Annotated in this window: 16 protein-coding genes; 10 read left to right on the forward strand and 6 right to left on the reverse strand. The window is 36.7% G+C overall.

Annotated features, from left to right (window positions below; genetic code table 11):
• Positions 1–33: 33 nt before the first annotated feature.
• The 5 genes from IQ236_RS14930 to IQ236_RS14950 all read left to right on the forward strand — a co-directional run bounded on the left by IQ236_RS14930 (position 34) and on the right by IQ236_RS14950 (position 9,592).
• The gene (locus IQ236_RS14930; protein WP_193869975.1) at positions 34–4,359 is read left to right on the forward strand and encodes an AAA family ATPase; all 4,326 of its coding nucleotides are present in this window, start codon (positions 34–36) and stop codon (positions 4,357–4,359) included.
• Positions 4,338–5,519: a hybrid sensor histidine kinase/response regulator gene (locus IQ236_RS14935; RefSeq protein ID WP_190515700.1), complete on the forward strand. Its 1,182-nt coding sequence runs from the start codon at positions 4,338–4,340 to the stop codon at positions 5,517–5,519. Before IQ236_RS14930 ends, IQ236_RS14935 begins: the two co-directional genes overlap by 22 nt.
• Before the next feature lie 170 nt (positions 5,520–5,689).
• Complete coding sequence (locus IQ236_RS14940) at positions 5,690–7,423, forward strand: putative bifunctional diguanylate cyclase/phosphodiesterase (protein WP_190515698.1); 1,734 nt, start codon at positions 5,690–5,692, stop codon at positions 7,421–7,423.
• A 46-nt stretch (positions 7,424–7,469) separates the two neighbouring features.
• On the forward strand, positions 7,470–8,336 hold the full coding sequence (locus tag IQ236_RS14945) for a sugar kinase (RefSeq protein WP_193869976.1): 867 nt from the start codon (positions 7,470–7,472) through the stop codon (positions 8,334–8,336).
• Between the two features lie 104 nt (positions 8,337–8,440).
• Positions 8,441–9,592 carry a cupin-like domain-containing protein gene (locus IQ236_RS14950; protein WP_193869977.1) on the forward strand — a complete coding sequence of 384 codons (1,152 nt, stop codon included), beginning with the start codon at positions 8,441–8,443 and terminating at the stop codon, positions 9,590–9,592.
• Positions 9,593–9,637: 45 nt separating this feature from the next.
• Here the strand turns inward: IQ236_RS14950 and IQ236_RS14955 are convergent, their stop codons facing one another.
• Together IQ236_RS14955 and IQ236_RS14960 are read right to left on the reverse strand one after the other, a co-directional pair.
• Positions 9,638–10,882 (reverse strand): MFS transporter, encoded by a 1,245-nt coding sequence (locus tag IQ236_RS14955; RefSeq protein WP_193869978.1) that lies wholly within the window; start codon positions 10,880–10,882, stop codon positions 9,638–9,640.
• A 29-nt stretch (positions 10,883–10,911) separates the two neighbouring features.
• Positions 10,912–11,601 carry a Uma2 family endonuclease gene (locus IQ236_RS14960; protein ID WP_193869979.1) on the reverse strand — a complete coding sequence of 230 codons (690 nt, stop codon included), beginning with the start codon at positions 11,599–11,601 and terminating at the stop codon, positions 10,912–10,914.
• A 190-nt stretch (positions 11,602–11,791) separates the two neighbouring features.
• On the opposite strand from IQ236_RS14960, the gene IQ236_RS14965 reads away from it, so the two are divergent.
• Both IQ236_RS14965 and IQ236_RS14970 read left to right on the forward strand, forming a co-directional pair.
• Positions 11,792–12,574, forward strand: a complete 783-nt coding sequence (locus tag IQ236_RS14965; RefSeq protein ID WP_193869980.1) for an SDR family oxidoreductase — start codon at positions 11,792–11,794, stop codon at positions 12,572–12,574.
• A 55-nt stretch (positions 12,575–12,629) separates the two neighbouring features.
• Positions 12,630–14,981 carry a glycoside hydrolase family 31 protein gene (locus tag IQ236_RS14970; protein WP_193869981.1) on the forward strand — a complete coding sequence of 784 codons (2,352 nt, stop codon included), beginning with the start codon at positions 12,630–12,632 and terminating at the stop codon, positions 14,979–14,981.
• 88 nt (positions 14,982–15,069) lie between these two features.
• Here IQ236_RS14970 and IQ236_RS14975 read toward each other — a convergent pair whose 3' ends face one another.
• A complete protein-coding gene (locus IQ236_RS14975) occupies positions 15,070–15,618 on the reverse strand; it encodes a hypothetical protein (RefSeq protein WP_193869982.1) in 549 nt (182 codons plus the stop codon).
• A 632-nt stretch (positions 15,619–16,250) separates the two neighbouring features.
• Here IQ236_RS14975 and IQ236_RS14980 point away from each other — a divergent pair.
• On the forward strand, positions 16,251–17,222 hold the full coding sequence (locus IQ236_RS14980; RefSeq protein ID WP_193869983.1) for a hypothetical protein: 972 nt from the start codon (positions 16,251–16,253) through the stop codon (positions 17,220–17,222).
• Positions 17,223–17,382: 160 nt separating this feature from the next.
• On the opposite strand, the gene IQ236_RS28215 is transcribed toward IQ236_RS14980, so the two are convergent.
• Complete coding sequence (locus IQ236_RS28215; RefSeq protein WP_322744187.1) at positions 17,383–17,913, reverse strand: type II toxin-antitoxin system Phd/YefM family antitoxin; 531 nt, start codon at positions 17,911–17,913, stop codon at positions 17,383–17,385.
• Between the two features lie 449 nt (positions 17,914–18,362).
• Entirely contained in the window at positions 18,363–19,889 is a 1,527-nt protein-coding gene (gene bchB, locus IQ236_RS14990; RefSeq protein ID WP_193869985.1) for a ferredoxin:protochlorophyllide reductase (ATP-dependent) subunit B, read from the reverse strand.
• A gap of 275 nt (positions 19,890–20,164) precedes the next feature.
• On the opposite strand from bchB, the gene IQ236_RS14995 reads away from it, so the two are divergent.
• The gene (locus IQ236_RS14995) at positions 20,165–20,611 is read left to right on the forward strand and encodes a DUF29 domain-containing protein (protein WP_193869986.1); all 447 of its coding nucleotides are present in this window, start codon (positions 20,165–20,167) and stop codon (positions 20,609–20,611) included.
• Between the two features lie 14 nt (positions 20,612–20,625).
• Complete coding sequence (locus IQ236_RS15000) at positions 20,626–21,072, forward strand: DUF29 domain-containing protein (RefSeq protein ID WP_193869987.1); 447 nt, start codon at positions 20,626–20,628, stop codon at positions 21,070–21,072.
• Here IQ236_RS15000 and IQ236_RS27785 read toward each other — a convergent pair.
• Positions 21,055–21,255 (reverse strand): hypothetical protein (locus tag IQ236_RS27785; RefSeq protein WP_228041654.1); only part of this gene is annotated, 201 nt, incomplete at its 5' end. The two genes, IQ236_RS15000 and IQ236_RS27785, sit on opposite strands and share 18 nt — an antisense overlap.

Raw genomic sequence — 21,255 nt, forward strand, 5'->3', positions numbered from 1 at the left:
CTCTTGACCCCAAAAATCATGAACTGAACCAGAATGCTGACACTATCAGGATTTGGCACAACTACTTTACTTTATAGCAGTCCCACCAGTTTAGTGTATCGGGGCTATTGGGTTGACCATGAACAGCCGGTTGTGCTGAAAGTTTTGCGGGAACAGGGACATAACCCCAAACAGTTAGCTCGGTTTCAGCGAGAATATGAACTGATTCAGTCTCTCAATCTCCCTGGTGTGGTGAAAGTTTACGGCTTAGAACACCATCACCCTCACCCGATCATGATTTTAGAAGATTTTGGGGGAGAATCTCTAAAGCAGTTAAGCTTGGCGGGTCAGTTAAATTTAATTGAATTTTTGCAATTAGCGATCGCCATTACTAAAAGTTTAGGTCAAATTCATGGATTTAATATTATTCATAAAGATATTAACCCCAGTAATATTATTTTAAATCCTCAGACGGGAATTGTTAAACTGATTGATTTTGGCATTGCGAGTGTTTTATCTCAAGAAAACCTTACCTTTATTTCTCCCAATACCTTAGAAGGAACCTTAGCTTATCTTTCCCCTGAACAAACGGGACGCATGAATCGTCCGATTGATTATCGCAGTGATTTTTATGCGTTAGGGGTAACATTATATGAATTACTCACGGGTCGATTACCGTTTCAAAGTGATGATCCTTTAGAATTAGTCCATAGTCATATTGCTAAAACGCCAATTTCTCCCCGTCACTATACAGCTTTTAGCTTACCTGACACCCTATCCGGTATTATTTTAAAATTAATGGCTAAAAATGCCGAAGATCGATATCAATCTGCTTATGGAATTAAAAGTGATTTAGAACATTGTTTAGAACAAATTAAAACCCAGGGTGATATTGATTTTTTTCCATTAGGAAGCCAAGATTTATCCGATAAATTACAAATTCCAGAAAAATTATATGGTCGAGAACATCACCTGCAAACCTTGTTAAAAGCCTTTGAACGGGTGAGTCAAGGCAACCGAGAATTAATTTGGATTTCGGGTTATTCTGGTGTGGGAAAATCCGCCTTAGTTCGAGAAATTCATAAACCGGTGACGGCTAAACGAGGGATTTTTATTTCAGGAAAATTTGATCAATATAAACGAAATATTCCCTATTTTGCCATTGCTCAAGCCTTAAATGAGTTTTGCCATCAAATTTTAACAGAACGGAAAGAAATATTAGAGCAATGGAAACAAAAAATTTTAGCTTTTGTAGAAAATAAAGGACATCTTTTAATTGATGTAATTCCCCACTTAGAAAGAGTCATTGGCAAAACATCTGCACCTAAATCTCTGGATTTACAAGCCACTCCGAATTGTTTTTTATGGACTTTTAAAAAATTAATCCAAGCGTTAATTCAACCTCAACATCCGTTAGTGATTTTTTTAGATGATTTACAATGGGCAGATTGGGCATCTTTAAACTTGATTAAAACCTTAATTCAAGATGAAACCATTCAATATTTAATGATTATTGGAGCCTATCGCCATCACGAATTAAATCTTAATCCCCCCTTAAAATCAACCCTAGAAGTGATTAAAGAGAGCCAAGATAAAGGCTTTGAAATCATTCTCAATAATTTAAGTTTATCAGATATTAATCATTTAATTGCTGAAGGATTAAATTGTTCTCTGGAAGTCAGTGAATCCTTGGCAAATTTAGTTTATCAAAAAACTCAAGGAAATCCTTTTTTTACTAAAGAATTTTTGAAATCCCTTTATACAGAAGGATTATTGCAATTTCAATACCCAACTCAATTATCGTGGATACAAGGCAACCACAAAGGCAACTGGACATGGAATCTGGAACAAATTCAGGCTAAAAATATTACGAATTATTGTAATAATCCTCCTAAAAATTTACAAAAATCTGATATTATTAATTCATCCAATTCCTTAGATATTGCTAGTATTTTTAAAGCCTCTCAAGCTCTTTCACGGGAAATTTCTATTGAGCATTTACTCACCAAAATCATGAAAATTGTATTAGAAAATGCGGGAGCAGAGCGAGGATATTTAATTTTAGAATCTGATGAACAATGGTTTATTCAAGCATCGGTAACAACTGTTCCTGATCAAGTTCAAGTTTTACAAAATATTCCGATTGAATGGATGAATCCCTACACGAATACCCCGGAAGTTTGCAATGCTATTGTTAATTATGTAATTCACACCCAAGAGAGTTTAGTGATTCATGATGCTACGGAAGAAAATAAATTTACCAGTGATGATTATATTCTTCTCTATCAACCTAAATCTATTTTATGTGTTCCCCTCTTGAACCAAGGAAAACTGATGGGAATTTTATATTTAGAGAATAATTTAATGGCTGGAGCTTTTACGTCAGAACGGTTAGAAATTTTAAATTTACTGTCTTCTCAAGCCGCAATTTCCATTGAAAATGCTCGTCTTTATCAAACCTTAGAAGAAAAAGTCACCGAACGAACTCAAGCCTTACAACAAGAAATTTTAGAACGTAAACGCATTGAACAAGCACTACGGGAAAGTCAAGAACGATTTGAGTTAGCCATGCGAGGTGCTAATGATGGTCTATGGGATTGGAATATTATTACAGGTGAAGCTTATTATTCCCCTCGTTATCAAGAAATGTTAGGATACACCGAAGAAGAATTTAGTCCCAAAATTGATGAATTTATTCAGAGAATTCATCCAGAAGATCGAGACTTTGTTCTTAACCAAGTTTATAAATATATTTATCGGAAATATTCTCATTATGAAATTATTTTGAGAATGCGACACAAACAAGGTCATTACATTTGGATTTTAAGTCGAGGAATTGGTTTACCTGAACGTCCTCATAAAATGACTCGAATTGTGGGAATTAATATTGATATTACGGAACGCAAAAAAGTTGAAGAAGCCTTAAAAGAAGCCAAAGAAGATGCGGAAGCCGCGAGTCATGCTAAAAGTGAATTTTTAGCCAATATGAGTCATGAATTACGAACCCCTTTGAATGGAATTTTAGGATATACCCAAATTTTAAAACGTTCAACAACCTTATCTGAAAAAGAACAAGCGGGAATTCAAATTATTCATCAATGTGGAACTCATCTTCTGACCTTGATTAATGATATCTTAGATTTATCAAAAATTGAAGCGGGAAAACTAGATATCTCAGTTCAGCCCATCAATTTAGAAACTTTTTTAAAAGACGTTATAGAAATCTGCGCGATTAAAGCCAAACAAAAAGGTTTAACCTTTATCTATATGCCTTTATCTCAACTCCCAACCGTTGTGGAAGTTGATGAAAAACGCTTAAGGCAAATTTTAATTAATCTTTTAGGAAATGCCGTTAAATTCACGGACTCTGGAAAGCTAACTTTTAGCTTAAAAGTCATTGAGAAAGAAGGATTAACTACTTCTTTATCCACTCATCATCCTCTTGATACAACCCTTCAATTTCAAATTGAAGATACCGGAATTGGCATGAATTCAGAACAATTAGAGCGGATTTTTTTACCCTTTGAACAGGTGGCAGAGATGTCCTATCGTGCCGAGGGAACCGGATTAGGGTTAGCGATTACTCAACGATTAATTAAACACTTAGGCGGAGATTTATTTGTAGAAAGTCACCCTGGAAAAGGGAGTAAGTTTTGGTTTGAATTAACGCTTCCGGCTTCAAGCGAATGGCAACCGATACCTGACGGTAATTCCTTATCTTCTATTGTAGGATTTAGAGGAGAAAAATTCAAGATTTTAGTCGTGGATGATAAACCTGAAAATCGCTTAGTGTTAGTCGATTTATTGCAACCTTTAGGGTTTGAAGTGCTAGAAGCGAGTAATGGTCAAGAAGGGTTAGATCAACTGGAAATTACCCAAGCCCATTTAGTGATTGCTGATTTATTAATGCCAATTATGGATGGCTTTGAAATGACTCGGCGCATTCGTTCTTTACCCAAATTCAATAATATTCCTGTGATTGCAACTTCTGCATCTGTTTATGAATGGGATCGACAACAAAGCCATGATGCGGGATGCAATGATTTTCTTCCTAAACCCTTACAAGTTGAGGATTTACTACATAAACTTAAAACTTGGTTAAAGTTAGAATGGGAATATGATCGCCCCCAACAAACTTGGCTTCCACCCCTTTCAGAAAATCCGCTTACTTTAGTCATTCCTAGTCCTGAAATTTTAGATAATTTAGTTAAATTAGCCAAGCGAGGGAGAGTTTTAGAATTGGAAGAGGAAGTGATGAAGCTCAAAGCCTTTGATCCGCGTTGGAGTTTATTTGCAGATCGGATTAAGTCTATGACTCAAGAATTTCAATTAACACAAATTAAGGAGTTTTTAAATCAATGCACAATCAACTCATTTTAATTGTTGATGATAATCCCACCAATTTAAAAATTCTGTCACAAACTTTAACCAGTGCAGGCTTTCAATTGGCGATCGCAACCAATGGAGAAGAAGCCTTAGAGGAGGTCATGGAGGAATTACCAGAACTGATTTTACTCGATGTAAAAATGCCTAAAATTGATGGATTTGAAACCTGCCGTCGTCTGAAAGCAAACCCAAAAGCTCAGGATATTCCGATTATTTTTATGACAGCATTATCCGACACCATTGATAAAGTTAAGGGTCTTTCTTTAGGGGCTGTGGATTATATTACCAAGCCCTTTGATGAACAAGATGTTTTAGCAAGGGTTCGAGTGCATTTACGATTAAGAGCCGCCCAAAAACAAATTATTGCTCAAGAAAAATTAGCGTCTTTAGGAACAATTACCGCAGGGGTTGCCCATGAACTTCGTAATCCTTTAAATTTTGTAATTAATTATGCTCAATCTTCTATTGATAGCTTAAATGAATTATTCTTAAATATCCAGGAAAATCCTCAGCTAGAACCCCAAAACATTCTCAATCAGTTGCAAGAGGTAATCAGGGATTCTCAAGCTATTTATGAACATGGAGAACGGGCTGGCCGAATTATTGAAAGTATGATGCAGTTGGCTCGTTCTGAACCGGGAGAATATCAATGTATTAATCTCAATGATCTTTTACCTCAAGCCCTTAAATTAGCTTATCATAGTTTTAGATCCAAACATCTACAGTTTTTAATGACAATTCATACACAATTTGATTCCAATTTAGAACCCATAGAAGCAATTGTATCGGATTTACATCGAGCTTTTATTAATATAATTGATAATAGCTGTTACGCCCTTTATTTAAAATTCCTAGAAGAGCGGAATCAAAACACTCATTTTAGCCCCACTTTATCCTTAACAACAAAGAATCAAGAATCTTATATTGAAATTAAAATTCATGATAATGGAATTGGGATTCAACCTGACACGATTGCTAATGTTTTTACCCCTTTTTTTACAACCAAACCCCCCGGACAAGGCATGGGGCTAGGCTTATCTTTAACCCATGATATTATTGTTTTACAGCATGGAGGAAGCATTCAACTTGATACAAAATGGAAACAATATACTGAGTTTACCTTAACTTTACCTAAAATTCAGCAGGAGAATTAATCCCATCGGATTTTGAGTCACGAATAATATCTCATCTAATTCTATTGAACCGGAGGTGATTAAAATAAAAAAATCATATCACTGAGTCCAATGTTCCCTGTCCCCTGTCCCCTGTTCCCTGTCCCCTGTTCCCTGTCCCCTGTTCCCTGTTCCCTACACGCTATATTATTATGCCTCAAACCCCAGCTTATATTTTAGTGATTGATGATGAACCGGAGTTACAACGGTTGATAGAAAGACGATTAAAACATCAAATTGAAATTGGAGAATTCCAGTTTTTGTTTACGACCAGTGGTATTGATGCTTTGGATATTTTGCGTTCAACTCCCCATATTTCTATGGTTTTAACCGACTTAAATATGCCAGGGATGGACGGATGGGCATTGCTTGAACAAATTCCTAAAATTGATCCACTCCTTAAAGCCGTTGTTGTCTCGGCTTATGGCGATATTCAAAATATTAGAACGGCCATGAATCGAGGAGCTTTTGATTTTTTAACCAAACCCATTAACTTTCAAGATTTAATTTTAACAATCCGCAAAACGATTGATATTGTCACTAAAAGTCGCCTGCAAAAAGAACAACTAGAAGCTGCTGTTGAAAATTTACAATATTTGGCTCTTTATGATAAACTTACTGGGCTACCGAATCAAAATCATGTTTTAGAATGTATTCGAGTCGCCATTGATCAACAGTTAGATTTTGCCGTGTTTTATCTAGCCTTAGATCGATTTAAAGTCATTCGATATGGTTATGGAAAGACTTTGGCTGAAGAGTTTTTAATTCAAGAAGTTGAACGGATAAAATCTTGTCTTGAAACTGCTGATGTATTAGCTCGAATTTGGAAAGATGAATTTGTTTTGTTTTTACCGGGTATTAAATCAGAAATGATTGCCTTAGAAAAAGCAAATCAAATTCATAAAGCTTTGAAATTATCTCTAGGAGGACACCGAATTATTGCATCAGGAAATACCAGCATTGGGATTGCATTATCCAGTTTTCCCTCTGAACAAGCAGAAGATTTTTTAAGGGCAGCAGATACAGCGATGCACTATGCTAGAATGCAGAATCAAAAAAATTGTACGGTCTTTTTTAATCCTGAAATGCAGATGGCAGTTTTAAATCGATTGCAGTTAGAATCGGATTTAGAATTAGGGTTAGAAAATCAGGAATTTCGGGTTTATTATCAACCAATTTACAGCTTAGACAATCAACATTTAGCAGGGTTTGAAGCCTTAGTTCGTTGGCAGCATCCGAGTCGAGGCTTAATTCCTCCTGCGGAATTTATTCCTTTGACAGAAGAAACTGGACTGATTATTCCCTTGGGAGAATGGGTACTTCGAGAGGCTTGTCGTCAATTTAGTCGCTGGTACAAGGAATTTCCAGAGCAATTTCCTTTAATACTCAGTGTTAATTTATCCGGTTTACAAATCTTGAATTCCGATTTTACTAGCTTAATTGATAATATTATTCAATCTAATCTCTTGGAAGGATTCACTTTAAAACTAGAAATTACGGAAAGCATTTTAATGGAAAATCCTGAAATTGTAACCCAATACATGAGTCAATTCCAATCTCGAAAAATTCGATTAGCAATTGATGATTTTGGAACCGGTTACTCTTGTTTATCTTACTTGCAATCTCTCCCTTTAGATACATTAAAGATTGATCGTTCTTTTATCTCAAACCTTAACTTAAATCCCAAAAGCTTAGATATTATAAAAACCTTAATTACCTTGGCTCATAGTTTAAATTTGGATGTGATTGCAGAAGGAGTAGAAACAGAAGAACAAATTGCTATTTTAAAGAATTTAGGCTGTGAATATGCACAAGGGTATTATTTTTCACCGCCTGTTGATGCCAACTGTATTTTTCAGCTTTTCCAGAAAAAAAAAGTTTATTAAACTCAATTTAACCTTTTGTTAACTTCTCAATTTTTAAAATCATTTTATGGCTAAACAAGGTTTATTTGTCGGATTAATCACCCTTGATTTCATTTATTCGGTTAACGCTTATCCCCATAAAAATCAAAAAATTGTGGCTTCAAATTATAGTGTTGTCGCTGGGGGGCCAGCAACCAATGCTGCTGTTACTTTTAACAGTTTGGGGAACCAATCTACCTTACTGGGAGTATTAGGTAGCCATCCTTTAACCCAACTGATTCGAGCCGATTTACAACACTATAATGTTAATATTGTAGACTTAGATCCCACTCGTTTAGAAGCGCCTCCTGTCTCATCAATTATTGTGACTCCTGAAACGGGTGATCGGATGGTTGTTTCCATTAATGCGACAAAATCCCAAGTTTCAAACTTCTCAAATTTACCTCAATTTTTAGATAATATTGATATTATTTTAATCGATGGTCATCAAATCCCGATGAGTCAAATTATCATTCAGCAAGCCAAAAACCAGAAAATTCCTATTATTTTAGATGGAGGCAGTTGGAAACCGGGATTAGAAACAATTTTACCCCATATCACCTATGCCATTTGTTCTAATGCTTTTTATCCGCCTAACTGCCAAACTTCTGAAGATGTTTTTAATTATCTCAAAGCCTTAAATATTCCTTATATTGCCATTACTCAAGGAGAAAAACCCATTGAATATGCTACGCTTAAAGAAGGAAATGGGAAAATCTCGGTTCCCAGCATTCAAGCCATTGATACTTTAGGAGCAGGCGATATTTTTCATGGGGCATTTTGCCATTTTATTCTATCCCAAAACTTTACCACAGCCTTAGCTGAATCCGCCCAAATTGCCGCCCAATCTTGTCAACATTTTGGGACTCGCCAATGGATTCAATTCTTAGAATAGACAATTTGCACCCCTTAAGATATGATTACAGTAGGCTCTTGTGTTTTTGAGTTTTATTTTTTTATTAAAATATCCTATTTTTAACGTTAAAAGGTTGCAACGCTATGACCGATATTCAACCCTTAAAAATTACCCTTCCCCCTTTACAAATCACCTTAAATGATGGCCAGAAAGTCAGTTTGCAATGGCTTCCTCAACCTCCCCTTCATGAACCCCAACAACCCTCTCAACCGCCTGAAATAGTTCACCCTCCTCAACTTCCTGATGGTTGGAAAAAATGGGTAGCCGCCAATAAATTAATTAATCAATCCGATGAAGCTTTAATTGAATGTATGGTTAAAAATGGGATTGATGTTAAGCTTGCTATTGAAGAAGTTACAGGCATCACCAATCAACCTTATTTTCAAGCCGGACAAGAAATTCTGCAAAAGTTAGAAAAACTAGAATCTCTTTTACAAATTCAAAATCAACTTGCGGCTTTATCTTCCCATTCTAACACTATTCCTCGCATTCCCTTTTTATCAAAAGATGAGTTTTTAGACCAATATTATTCACAAAATAAACCTGTTATTTTAACGGGTCTGATGAACAACTGGGCAGCTTTGCACCGATGGACACCTGAATATTTAAAAGAAAAATATGGTAATGTTAGCATTCAAGTGCAAGGAAATCGCAACGCTGATCCTAATTATGAAATTAATTTAGAACAACATCGGAAAACGATGTTATTTCAAGATTATATTGATTGGGTTGTTCATGCTGGAGAAACCAATGATTACTATATGGTGGCGAATAACCATACCTTAAACCGTGAAGAAATGCAGGGTCTTTTTGAAGATATGGAAATTTTTCCTGAATATTTAAACCCTGACATTAAAGCCGGAAGAACATTTTTCTGGTTTGGTTCAGCCGGAACTGTAACTCCTTTACATCATGATCCTATTAATATCTTTTTAGCTCAAGTTTCGGGGCGCAAACTAATTAAAATGATTCCGCCTCAACAAACCCCCTTTCTTTATAATACCATTGGGGTTTTTAGTCCCATTGATCCGGCTAATCCTAATTATAGCCGTTATCCTTTATATCGAAACGTTCGTTCCATTGATGTGATTCTACACCCCGGAGAAGTGATTTTTCTTCCGGTGGGATGGTGGCATTATGTTAAAGCTTTAGAGATCAGTATTTCAGTATCTTTTATTAATTTTATATTTCCGAATGATTATGATTGGAAAAATCCCTCCTTTGGTCACTATTAAACTATTGGGGCGCAAATCTATTATAGAACTCACACCCCAATAATTTTAATTTAAGCTATAAACATCCTTGGCTTGACCCATTGCAAATTTGAGAGAAAGGTGAACTGTTTTATTAGAAAATCCTGCAAAGGTGATGACCGCTATTAAAGCTAAAATTGCATCCAAAGCAAAAATACTCGAATAACCTAATTCTTCAGCAAGGCTTCCAAAAATAGGCCCAGCCAGGGCAATTCCGACATCAAAACCTGTTAAACAAAGGGAGAAAAATTGACCTCGTTCTTCTGGAAGACACCGATCTGTAATTAAGGTAATCATCATGGGAATAACGATCCCTGCTCCCATTCCTTCTAATAATGCAGCTAATAAAATAATGTTACTACCTGTTGTTTTAGATAAGAGTAACATTGCTAAAAAATAACAGATTAAACCCCCTGTAATAAATATACCTCGACCATAGCGATCAGAGGCTCGACCTGTAGGAACCCGCACTAAAAAACTAGCGATCGCGGCGGTACTATAAAATAAACCTGAATTAAAATGTAACCCAGATTCTTTCACCGATAAGGGTAAAAATGTAACTAAAGTTCCAAAGATTAAACCCACCATTAACATCACAAATGCGGGAATTCGTAGACGGGGACTCCACAACATTTTGAAGTACCATAATCCTTTTTCTAGGAACGAAGTAGAAGATAAAGTTAGTGTCGGTTGATTTCGTTGAGGTTCAAAGACTTGAGAAATTCCTAAAAACGCTAAAAACGCAAACCCCGCACTGGATAAAAAGATGGGGTCATAGCCAAAAGCGGTTTGCAAAAATCCCCCCAATGCTGGGCCAATTGCCATTCCAATTGGGGCGACTAAACTCATATATCCGATGACTTCTCCCCGTTTTTCCACAGGGGCAATATCAGCCACTAAAGCACTATAACCGAGGGTAAATGCCGCTACACTGATGCCATGAAATGCCCGCAAACATAGCATCAATAAAATTGATTTTGCCCATAAATATCCTAGAGGGGCAAGCATAGCCACTATCGTTCCAATAAGTAGGATTAATTTACGACCTTTGCGATCCGCTAAGGGGCCAAACCAAAATCGAGAGGGTAATAAACCCAAGGCAAAAGCGCCCATAACCCAGCCAATTTGTTGTTTGGTTCCGCCCAGAAATTCAACGTATAAAGGGAGTGTTGGTAAGAGGGCTGTGATACTTGTCCAAAAACATAAACCGGCGATAAATAGTATTAGTAAACTGCGTTGGCTCTTGGGATCAAAACTACGAAAAGCGTTCAAAATACCTATTCCTTAATAACGTGCAATATTTACTCAAAAATGGAGTTCAGATTAAGATTGGCAATTTGTTGATTAAACCATAGGGCTGCCATGCCGTTATCCATCTGAGTTAATTGTTCTAAGGTTTGTTCTATCAAGGGAATGGGCAAACCTGAAAGTGCAACAGAATATTCAATTTCTTCATATTTTCCCTTTTCTCCTAACCGAAAGGCAATCACCTGTTTTCCTTTAACATTTGTGACCCAATATTCAGGAATTCCTAATGCGGCATACAGTTGTTTTTTCTCATCTAAATCAGTAGCTAAGGTTGTATCAGAAACTTCTCCCACTAAATCAGGTACTCGCCAGCGATTTAAGTCAATACGACGGGGTTCTCCAGCTTGCCAACGAGGTGCATTTTCACCAATATATAAAACATGATCGGGGGCAGATGCGCGAGTGTTCGCTTTTTCGAGTTGACAGCGACCGAGTGAACTAAAACTGACAACGGGAAATCGAGCAAACCAAAAGGCAAATAGCATTGTTAATAAGTCACTAATACTAGCATGATTAATTCCTTCGGAACCCATTTCAATCCATAAATAACCGACTTGGTAGAATATTTTAACTCGTTCTAAAGTAGGATGATCACGATACGCTAAATAATCATCCCAGGTTGCAGTTTGCCATTTATAAATTTCAGAATTGTATACGGGAAATGTTACTGAGGATAGAGTCATAATAGTAACAACCGATGTCAAAAATTAAGAATCCTAAGCAGGTTCTGAAAATTAAGGGGAATTAAAATAATTTAATTGTAACTATACCACATTTTTTTGATTTTAGGGGGAGTCTTTCTTCGGATAGACGTAAAAAATTGAGAAAACTTGCAATATTCAAACTATGGGAAAATTAAATTGGGGTTAATCCATGTTATTAAAAGATAAAGTTGCTGTCATTAGTGGGGCGGGTTCAGGAATGGGTCAAGCAACAGCATTGTTATTGGCAAAAGAAGGGGCAAAAGTAGCAACCCTAGATCGGACACCCGCAAAAAGTCAACAAACTGTTAATCAAATTAAACAAGCAGGGGGAGAAGCAATGATGACGGTTGCCGATATTTCCCATCCAGAACAAGTGCAACAATCAATGGATAAGATTGCTGAAACTTGGGGTAAAATAGATATTGTTTTTGCTAATGCTGGAATTAATGGAGTTTGGGCTCCTTTAGATGACATTTCACCGGAAGAATGGAAAACAACCATTTCGATTAATTTAGATGGAACTTTTTATACTTTAAAATATGCCTTACCTTATTTAAAAAAACAAGGTGGCAGTGTGGTGATTACCTCTTCTGTTAACGGAACTCGAATGTTTAGTAATAGTGGCGCAACGGCTTATGCTTCTACAAAAGCGGCTCAAGTTGCCTTTGCTAAAATGACCGCGTTAGAATTAGCGAAATATAAAATTAGAGTTAATGTGATTTGTCCGGGGGCAATTACAACAGAAATTGATCAAAATACTGAACGAGAAGACTTAGAAGAAGCTCAAGAACCTGTAGAATTTCCTGAAGGTAAAATTCCCTTAACAGATGGTCAACCGGGAACGTCTGAACAAGTTGCACAATTGGTTTTATTTTTAGTCTCTGATGCCTCTAGTCATATTACTGGAACTGAAGTTTGGATCGATGGCGGACAATCTTTATTACAAGGATAAAGTTTTTTACGATAAAATTAATAAAGCTAATTTTTGACCTCTATTATTTTGAATTATGCCTCAATATTTTGGACAATTACACACCCTTGACCCCAATTGGTCACAAATTGAATCCGTTAAAACGGTAGAAGTAAGCGATCGCTCTATCCTATTTAACTGTGGGAATGTTTATGTTAAAATTAGTGTATTAGCCGAGAATTTAATTCGAGTTCGTTATGCCCCATCCGGTGAGTTTTTGCCTCGTCGTTCTTGGGCGGTTACGATGGATGATTCAGACTGGCAACCTGTTCAATTTAAAACCCAAGACATCGAACAAACCACAGAAATTATTACTGAAAAAATTAAAATTATTATTCAGCACCATCCGTTCCGCATTCAATGTTATGATAACAATAATAACCCCTTTGCTATTGATGCCGAATTAGGCTTTGCATGGCGACAGGGATTAACAGCAGTTTGGAAAAAAATTGAAGCGGAAGAACATTTTTATGGGTTTGGAGAACGGACAGGATTTTTAGATAAAATTGGAGAAATTAAAACCAATTGGACAGTTGATTCTTTAGATTATGATGCCTTAACCGATGCCATGTATCAAGCCATTCCGGTGTTTATGGCATTACGTCCTGAGTTAAGTTATGGCATTTTTTTGAATAGTACCTATTGGAGTCGCTTCGATATTGGCGTTGAACAACCGGGAGTTTGGCGAATGGAAACCCAAGCTTCAGAACTCGATTATTATATTATTTATGGCCCTAAACCTGAACAAATTTTAAATACCTATACTCAACTCACCGGACGAATGCCCTTACCTCCCCGTTGGGCTTTAGGCTATCATCAATGTCGGTGGAGTTATGAATCAGAAATTGTTGTTAAAAACCTGGCAAAAGAATTTAGAAACCGCAAAATTCCCTGTGATGTCATTCATTTAGATATTGATTATATGCGAGGATATCGAGTATTTACTTGGAGTGATTATCGCTTTCCTCATCCTCAAAACTTAATTCAACATTTAAGCCATAACGGGTTTAAAACCATCACCATTATTGACCCCGGCGTTAAATATGAGCCCGAAGGAAATTATACTATTTTTGATCAAGGATTAGAACAGAATTATTTTGTTAGAAAACCCGACGGTGAGCTTTTTTATGGTTATGTTTGGCCGGATAAAGCGGTATTTCCTGATTTTTTAAATCCCGAAGTACAAAAATGGTGGGGAGAATGCCATCAAACGTTAACAGATATGGGAATTGCAGGCATTTGGAATGATATGAATGAACCCGCCTTAGATGACCGTCCTTTTGGCGATAAAGGCAGTAAAATTACCTTTCCATTAGATTGTTTACAAGGGCCATTAAAAGAACGCACAACCCACGCCGAAACTCATAATTTATACGGGTTAATGATGGCAAAATCCTGTGCAGAAGCCTTAGTAAAATTGCGACCGCAAGAACGATCTTTTGTATTAACACGGTCAGGTTATGCGGGAATTCAACGTTGGTCATCCGTATGGATGGGGGATAACCATTCAATTTGGGAACATTTAGAAACCTCTCTTCCGATGTTATGCAATATGGGGTTATCGGGAGTCGCTTTTGTGGGTTGTGATATTGGCGGTTTTGCGGGAAATGCAACAGCAGAATTATTCGCTCGATGGATGCAAATGGGCGTTTTATATCCCTTGATGCGAGGTCATTCTGCCTTATCAACCGCCCAACATGAACCTTGGGTATTTGGAGAAAAAGTTGAACAAATTTGTCGAGAATATTTAGAATTACGCTATCGTCTTTTACCCTATCTTTATACCTTATTTTGGGAAGCCACCCAAACGGGATCACCGATTCTCCGTCCCCTATTTTATCATTATCCAAATGATAGCAAAACCTATACTTTATCCGATCAAGTTTTACTCGGTTCAGCAATTTTAGCCGCCCCCATTTATCGCCCCGGTGTTGAATGTCGGGCGGTGTATTTACCTGAAGGTATATGGTATGATTGGTGGACAGGAAAATCCTATTCTGGATCACAATATATTTTAGCAGAAGCACCCTTAGAGCGGATGCCTTTATATGTGAAAGCAGGTTCAATGATTCCCTTACAACCCGTGATGCAATATGTCGATGAAAAACCAATTGATTGTTTAACCTTTAAAGTTTTTCCAGGGACAGGAGAGGGAATTTTATATGAAGATGATGGTCGTTCTTTTGAGTATGTTCAGGGAGTTTATGCAACAACAAAATATCGACTTTTTCAAGACAATCAAGAATTAATCATTGAAATCGAACCTCGTCAAGGAGAATGGACTCCCCCTAACCGTGATATTATCATTGATGTTGTGGGAGTGGGTGAACAGCATTTTCAAGATCAGGGTCAGGGGAAACAATTAAGGTTTAATTTGCTCAAAAATTAGAATGATTATCCTTGGAGAGAGAATCATGCTTTGAGGATAATTTCTATTGAGCAAAATGGAAATATTTTAGATTGAGGTTAACTTTTAACTAAGCACTCAAACTTATTCTCTCACTATCCCAACCCAGGAGAAAAATCACAAGTTTCACACGCGCCCGATTGACAGCATAGTTGACCAAATCTTCACTAATATTAAATTGTTTTGAAGCCATTTTGACAGATATTCCATTGACCTCAACAGCTTCAAAAATTGCAATATCTTGTTTTAACTCAAAATTTTCTTTTCGCTCAAAAAATAGAGGTTTGATTTCATGAATATTTTTTATAATTAGTTCTTTTTGACGCTGAATTGTTGAATCAAAACCCTCCACATTCGCGCTCTCACGAATTTCAGCCAGTTGCTTTTGGATTGCTTTAATCCGTTCAATATTGATAGGATTGATGATTATTGGGCTTCTGAAAACACGGGTATTCGCAATCACTTCCGGTTTGTCTGTATCAAGCTTAACAGTTTGCAGGATCTCCATCATCTCATCCAGAATTGCACCTTTTTGAGAAATTTCACGGATTAAAGCCTGTAATTGAATCGTTAGTACCTTTAACCGTTTGTAATCTGTTTTAGATAATGTGACAGCCATGCTTGAGTCTCTTATGATGTTTGATTTGAGTCCCTTTATAGATTGATGGGGATGAATCAGTCAATACCTAACACCCTAACTCAGTTGTTTCACTGGTTTTAGAAAGAGAATTTTTAGGCTATCACAAAGTTATTCTAGCCGAGATTAAGGATCATAAAGTAGTAGGGTGCGTAAGCGTAGCGCACGCACCAAAAATTGATTAATCAATCAAAGTCGGTGCGTGCGGCTTCGCCTTACGCACCCTACGAGTTTGTTTGAGGAATAGCAGAAAGTAAGTAACGTAAGGCATGATTAACTGCTTCAGATGTTTTAAAAACTTCAGCAACATCAGGATCTTATGTAATGGTAATCAAAGATTCTGGATTTTGCTTATTGATAAGTCAAAAGTCAGTACAAGGGACAATCAACCAATTGACCACAGCCCCAAGGAATACCTAAGCTGGCAACCCTGTTTATATCAGGTTTACAGCCTCAGCATTAGAACTAGCAGTGCTAACAATCAGAGTCATCCATAAAAAGTGGCACTCCAGGCAGTCTAATTATCTTTCAACCTCTGTAGATTTTTTTCATGGGCAAGCAAAAACGGCTAACCCAAATATCCGGTTCAAACTATTTACTACAGAGCATTAACCATGAAATCCAGAAATTTTTTAGCACTAGCCGCCCTCTTAGCAACTCTCAGCATTGCATCTCCAGTTGCTGCTACTGAATCTTCAACAAACAAAAAAGAAAATTCGCTGACAGTAACCTGTAATGTCAATCATGTTTTATCTAATCCAGAAAATTCGTCAAAAGATACAGTAATCTGTTTGGCCATTCTTCCAGAGCCGGCTGCAAATAATTGGTTCAATGAAAAATATATAACAGTTTTGATCGGCATTTGTGGTGTTATTACCCCTATTGTTGTTTTTGTTGCTCAATACCGTCGTGATCAAGAATGGAAACTCAGAGAATTCACCACAAAAAAATTCAAAGAATTTGAAGAAGCCCCAGAAACAATCAATGTAAAAAAATTGCTGAATAGCGAATCGAAGTTAATCGATTTATTCTCAACAGCAACTCTGGCTTCAAATCGGTTTATTTATGTTGATGATCAGATGTTAAATGATGCTTTAATTAGTTTTGATAATGAACAACAAGAGTTAAAGTATAACAACGATTTAAACCAAGCTCAAATGCGATATCAAGAGAAAGCACAAAAGAACGATAAATATCCGAGAAAAGAAGAAAAACTATTAATCCATGCCGCTATCAGAGATAATTTTGACAGGTTTGCCGAATCCTTGCAACTTTTTGAATCGATGATTCAATCAGAAGCAATAAAAGAAAAGGATTTAGCACCTTATTTAGAGCCTTTATTTTATACAATTGAGCAAGCAGCTAAAAGAACTCATTCCTCTAATATTTTGAAATATTTGGGTTTAATCGGAAATCATGAACAATTATCTGAAGTTCAAAAAAGCATCAGAAATTTAAGAAAACGTTATCCAGAGAAACCCCCCCAAGATGAATCTAATCACAATGAAAAACTCTCACAAAAAATCGATGAATTATATCATCAGGTGGTAGAAAAAAAAGGGTTATTACGATTCCCTTTGTTATAAAACTTTTGATGTACAAGTTAATAAGTAGTAGGGTGCGTAAGCGTAGCGCACGCACCAAAAATTGATTAATCAATCAAAGTCGGTGCGTGTGGCTTCGCCTTACGCACCCTACGAGTTTTTTAAGGATGCCATCGCGTAGCCCTTACAATTATAATAATCTTTATTTACTAATTATTTGTTTTTCATTTTCTAAATGAGCAGTTGCTATTAAATGATTCAATTCCTCTATCGCCATTAAAACCACACTTTCCCCTTCTGGACGATTAATAACAATAATATCTCGATTCGCCACAACTTGCTCACACAATTGAGTTATATTTTCCCTAGCATCTTCCCAAGAAATTTGATTAAATTTCATCAGATTTAGCTTTAATTTTTCCTCTAATTTAACCGAATTAGTAAAAAATTGATGAAAATGACTACTAAAATAAACTACTTCATAATCAGGTGCTAATTCCTGATTTAACTGTTTCCATAAACTTAATCCTTCCCATTCAAAACGTTCTACTTCTTCCGGTGTAACTTCAGGAGAATCAGAAGGATCAGCCAAGTTTAATCGTGCATCAAAAGCATCAGCCCAATGATACAAACGTTGAATAGTTTCTTGACTTAAAGGTAAAGATTCTGGATCTAAATCCCCCACTTGATCAGCTTCATCCCACCATAAAGGGTAACATCCATAATCTGTCATTAGTCTAATTTTTATAGGCATATAATTGAACCTCTATAAAGATTATTTTAGTTTTGTTCTCGGATTTGTCCCTACAATATATCCATCTATAATGTTAAAATTATAGAACAATATTATAACCGATTTGTTTGAGGAATAGCAGAAAGTAAAGAACGTAACGCATGATTAACCGCTTCAGACGTTTTAAAAACTTCAGCAACATCAGGATCTAATGTAATGGTAATTAAACATTCTGATTGTTTAATAAAGCGATTAGGACGAGCTTTTTGATAATCAAATTGATATTCATGGAGTAATTCGTCTTCAGGATTTGATCAATTTTTATTTTGTGTATTCTTCATAGTAAAGTAGTAGGGTGCGTGCGCTACGCTTACGCACCAAAAATTGATTAATCAATCAAAGTCGGTGCGTGTGGCTTCGCCTTACGCACCCTACAGAATATTAGAAAATTAAGCTCCGACGGCTTCTTTTGCCGCATACATCACTTCTAACGAAATTTCATTTAAACCGCGTTCACGGGCAAATTTTTCGGTATTGCGTTTAACTTTACCGCGCACAAACCCCGGAACTTTATTCAGTTCGGCTTGGGCTTCTTTCGTCCAATTCAAATCAGAATCTGCCGAAATTCCTTTGGTAATCACTTCTTTGGTATCGTGTCCGCCAAAGATTTCTAACAGGTGATCTTCCATTCCCAAAGTAAAGGAATTATAGATTAAATCGGTAATTTGATTTGTCCCTTCATAGCCTAAAAAGGGTTTATAACCGATGGGGAAATTCTGAATATGAATCGGAGAAGCAATCACACCGCAAGGAATATCTAAACGTTTCCCAACATGGCGTTCCATTTGGGTTCCAAAAATAGCAGAAGGTTCAATTCGGGCAATCATATCTCCGATTTGAGCGTTATCATCACTAATCAGAATTTCATCGCAATATTCGCTGACTTGTTCCTTAAACCAATCTGCATCATATTTGCAATAGGTTCCCGCACAAACCACATGAATTCCCATCTCCCGCGCCAGAATTTTTGTCATCGCCGCAGCGTGGGTATTATCCCCAAACACAACAGCTTTTTTCCCGGTTAAATTCTGACAGTCAATGGAACGAGAAAACCAAGCTGCTTGAGAAACATACAGGGTTTGATTATCAATATATTCGCTATAATCAACATCAGCCCCTTGAGCATTAATCACTTGTTGAATTTTGCGAATACAACGGGCAGTTTCCACCACTCCCATCGGAGTAATATCAACATAAGGCATCCCGAATGCTTCTTCTAAATATCCGGCTGCCATTAACCCTAGTTCTCGATAAGGAACTAAATTAAACCAAGCACGAGGTAGGTTTTTTAAGTTATGAACTGATGCTCCTTCGGGAATGACTTCATTAACTTCAATCCCTAAATCTGCCATTAATCGTTTTAATTCGGTGCAGTCATGTTGGTTATGGAAACCTAGGGTAGACATTCCAATAATATTAACAGAAGGTTTTTCGGTTTTTCCTTCGGGTAAATCGCCTTTTTTCTTAGCTTTTTCAATATAAAATTGAACGATTTGTTGTAACGTCCGGTCAGCCGCTTGCAGTTCATTCACGCGATAATGATTGACATCGGCTAACATAACATCGCCTTTGGCATCTAGTTGGGCGCGTTCAACAAAATTTTGTAAATCTTCTTGTAAAATACTAGAAGTACAAGTGGGAGTTAAGACAATTAAATCGGGGCGTTCTTCTTGATCTTTTCTAACAATATTATCAACCACTTTTTCTTGAGAACCCCGTGCTAAAACGTTACGATCTACCACACTAGCTGTCACCGGGGTATAGTCCCGTTCCCGTTCTAACATCGACCGCATCACGTTGAAATAATCATCCCCTAAAGGGGCGTGCATGATGGCGTGAACGTTTTTGAAGGAACTGGCGATGCGAAGGGTTCCAATATGGGCTGGGCCAGCATACATCCAATAAGCCAATTTCATAGTGTCTTTCTCCGTTGATGGGTGATTAGGATAGCCTTGTTTATGTTCTCAGAAATTGTGCCAATCGCTAGTCGTATTTATACTTAGCGATCGCAATTTAATTTCTATTTTAGGATTTATTTTGACACTAAAACAACAATAATGTTGTTTAATTGCAATGATTCTTAAATTTTGAGCAACATTTTGTTAAATTAAATAGAAATGTTAAGTTCATTACTAAAAACTTGACATAGAATTAAAAGTATGTTCTTTCATTAATTTGTATTAGGGGAAAAATGCGAACATCAGAAGATTGGGAATGGTTAGCAGCGAGTTCTGAATATTTAGCTGCGATCGCTGTTCAAGACTTATTACAGGAGAAAAAATGGATGGAAGCAACAGCAGGGTTAGCGGTTTTAATTGAATCTATGGGAAAATCTAAGAAATTAGCCTTAAAAAGTCAATTAACCCGGTTAATGATGCACATTATTAAATGGAAATCTCAACCGGAAAAACGCAGTCCCAGTTGGGAAACGACGATTATTTCTGCTAGAGATGAAATTGCCGATATTCAAGAGGAAGTTCCCAGTTTAAATCGAAATTACCTAGAATCAATTTGGGAAGTTTCGTTTAAAAAAGCCGTCAGACAAGCGGAAAGTGAAATGAGAAAGAGATGTGAATTAACAAGTTTATCTTGGGAAGCGGTATTTGAGGAAGACTATACTTTATTTGATGATTATTAAACTGAGGAGTAATCATGAGAAAATCAGAAGATTGGGAATGGTTAGCGGCGAGTTCTGAATATTTAGCGGCGATCGCTGTTCAAGACTTATTACAGGAGAAAAAATGGATGGAAGCAACAGAAGGGTTAGCGGTTTTAATTGAATCTATGGGAAAATCTAAGAAATTAGCTTTAAAAAGCCAATTAACCCGGTTAATGATGCACGTTATTAAATGGAAATGTCAACCGGAAAAACGTAGCGGAAGTTGGTCTATTAGCATTCGTTCAGCCCGTCAAGAAATTGCAGATATTCAAGAAGAAGTTCCCAGTTTAAACCTAAATTTTATTAATTCTATTTGGGAACAATGTTTTCAACGAGCCATTAAAGATGCTGAGGATGAAATGGGTAAAAAATGCTCGTTAATCTCTTTATCTTTGCCAGAAGTATTTGAAGAAGAATATCGTTTATTGAATGACAATTAAAATCAATGAGTAGGGTGCGTAAGGCAAAGCCGCACGCACCAATTTAACATAATTTAACGTGAGTTCGACGAAGCGATCGCTCGAATCAATCCCCATCGTACCCAAAGGTGTCATGATAACTTTGGGGAAATCACTGCCATTTTTTCCCACAATGAGCCAAACAAATTTTCTAAGCGTACAAAT

Origin of the sequence: Planktothrix mougeotii LEGE 06226 (assembly GCF_015207485.1) — a bacterium.
Classification (GTDB): domain Bacteria; phylum Cyanobacteriota; class Cyanobacteriia; order Cyanobacteriales; family Microcoleaceae; genus Planktothrix.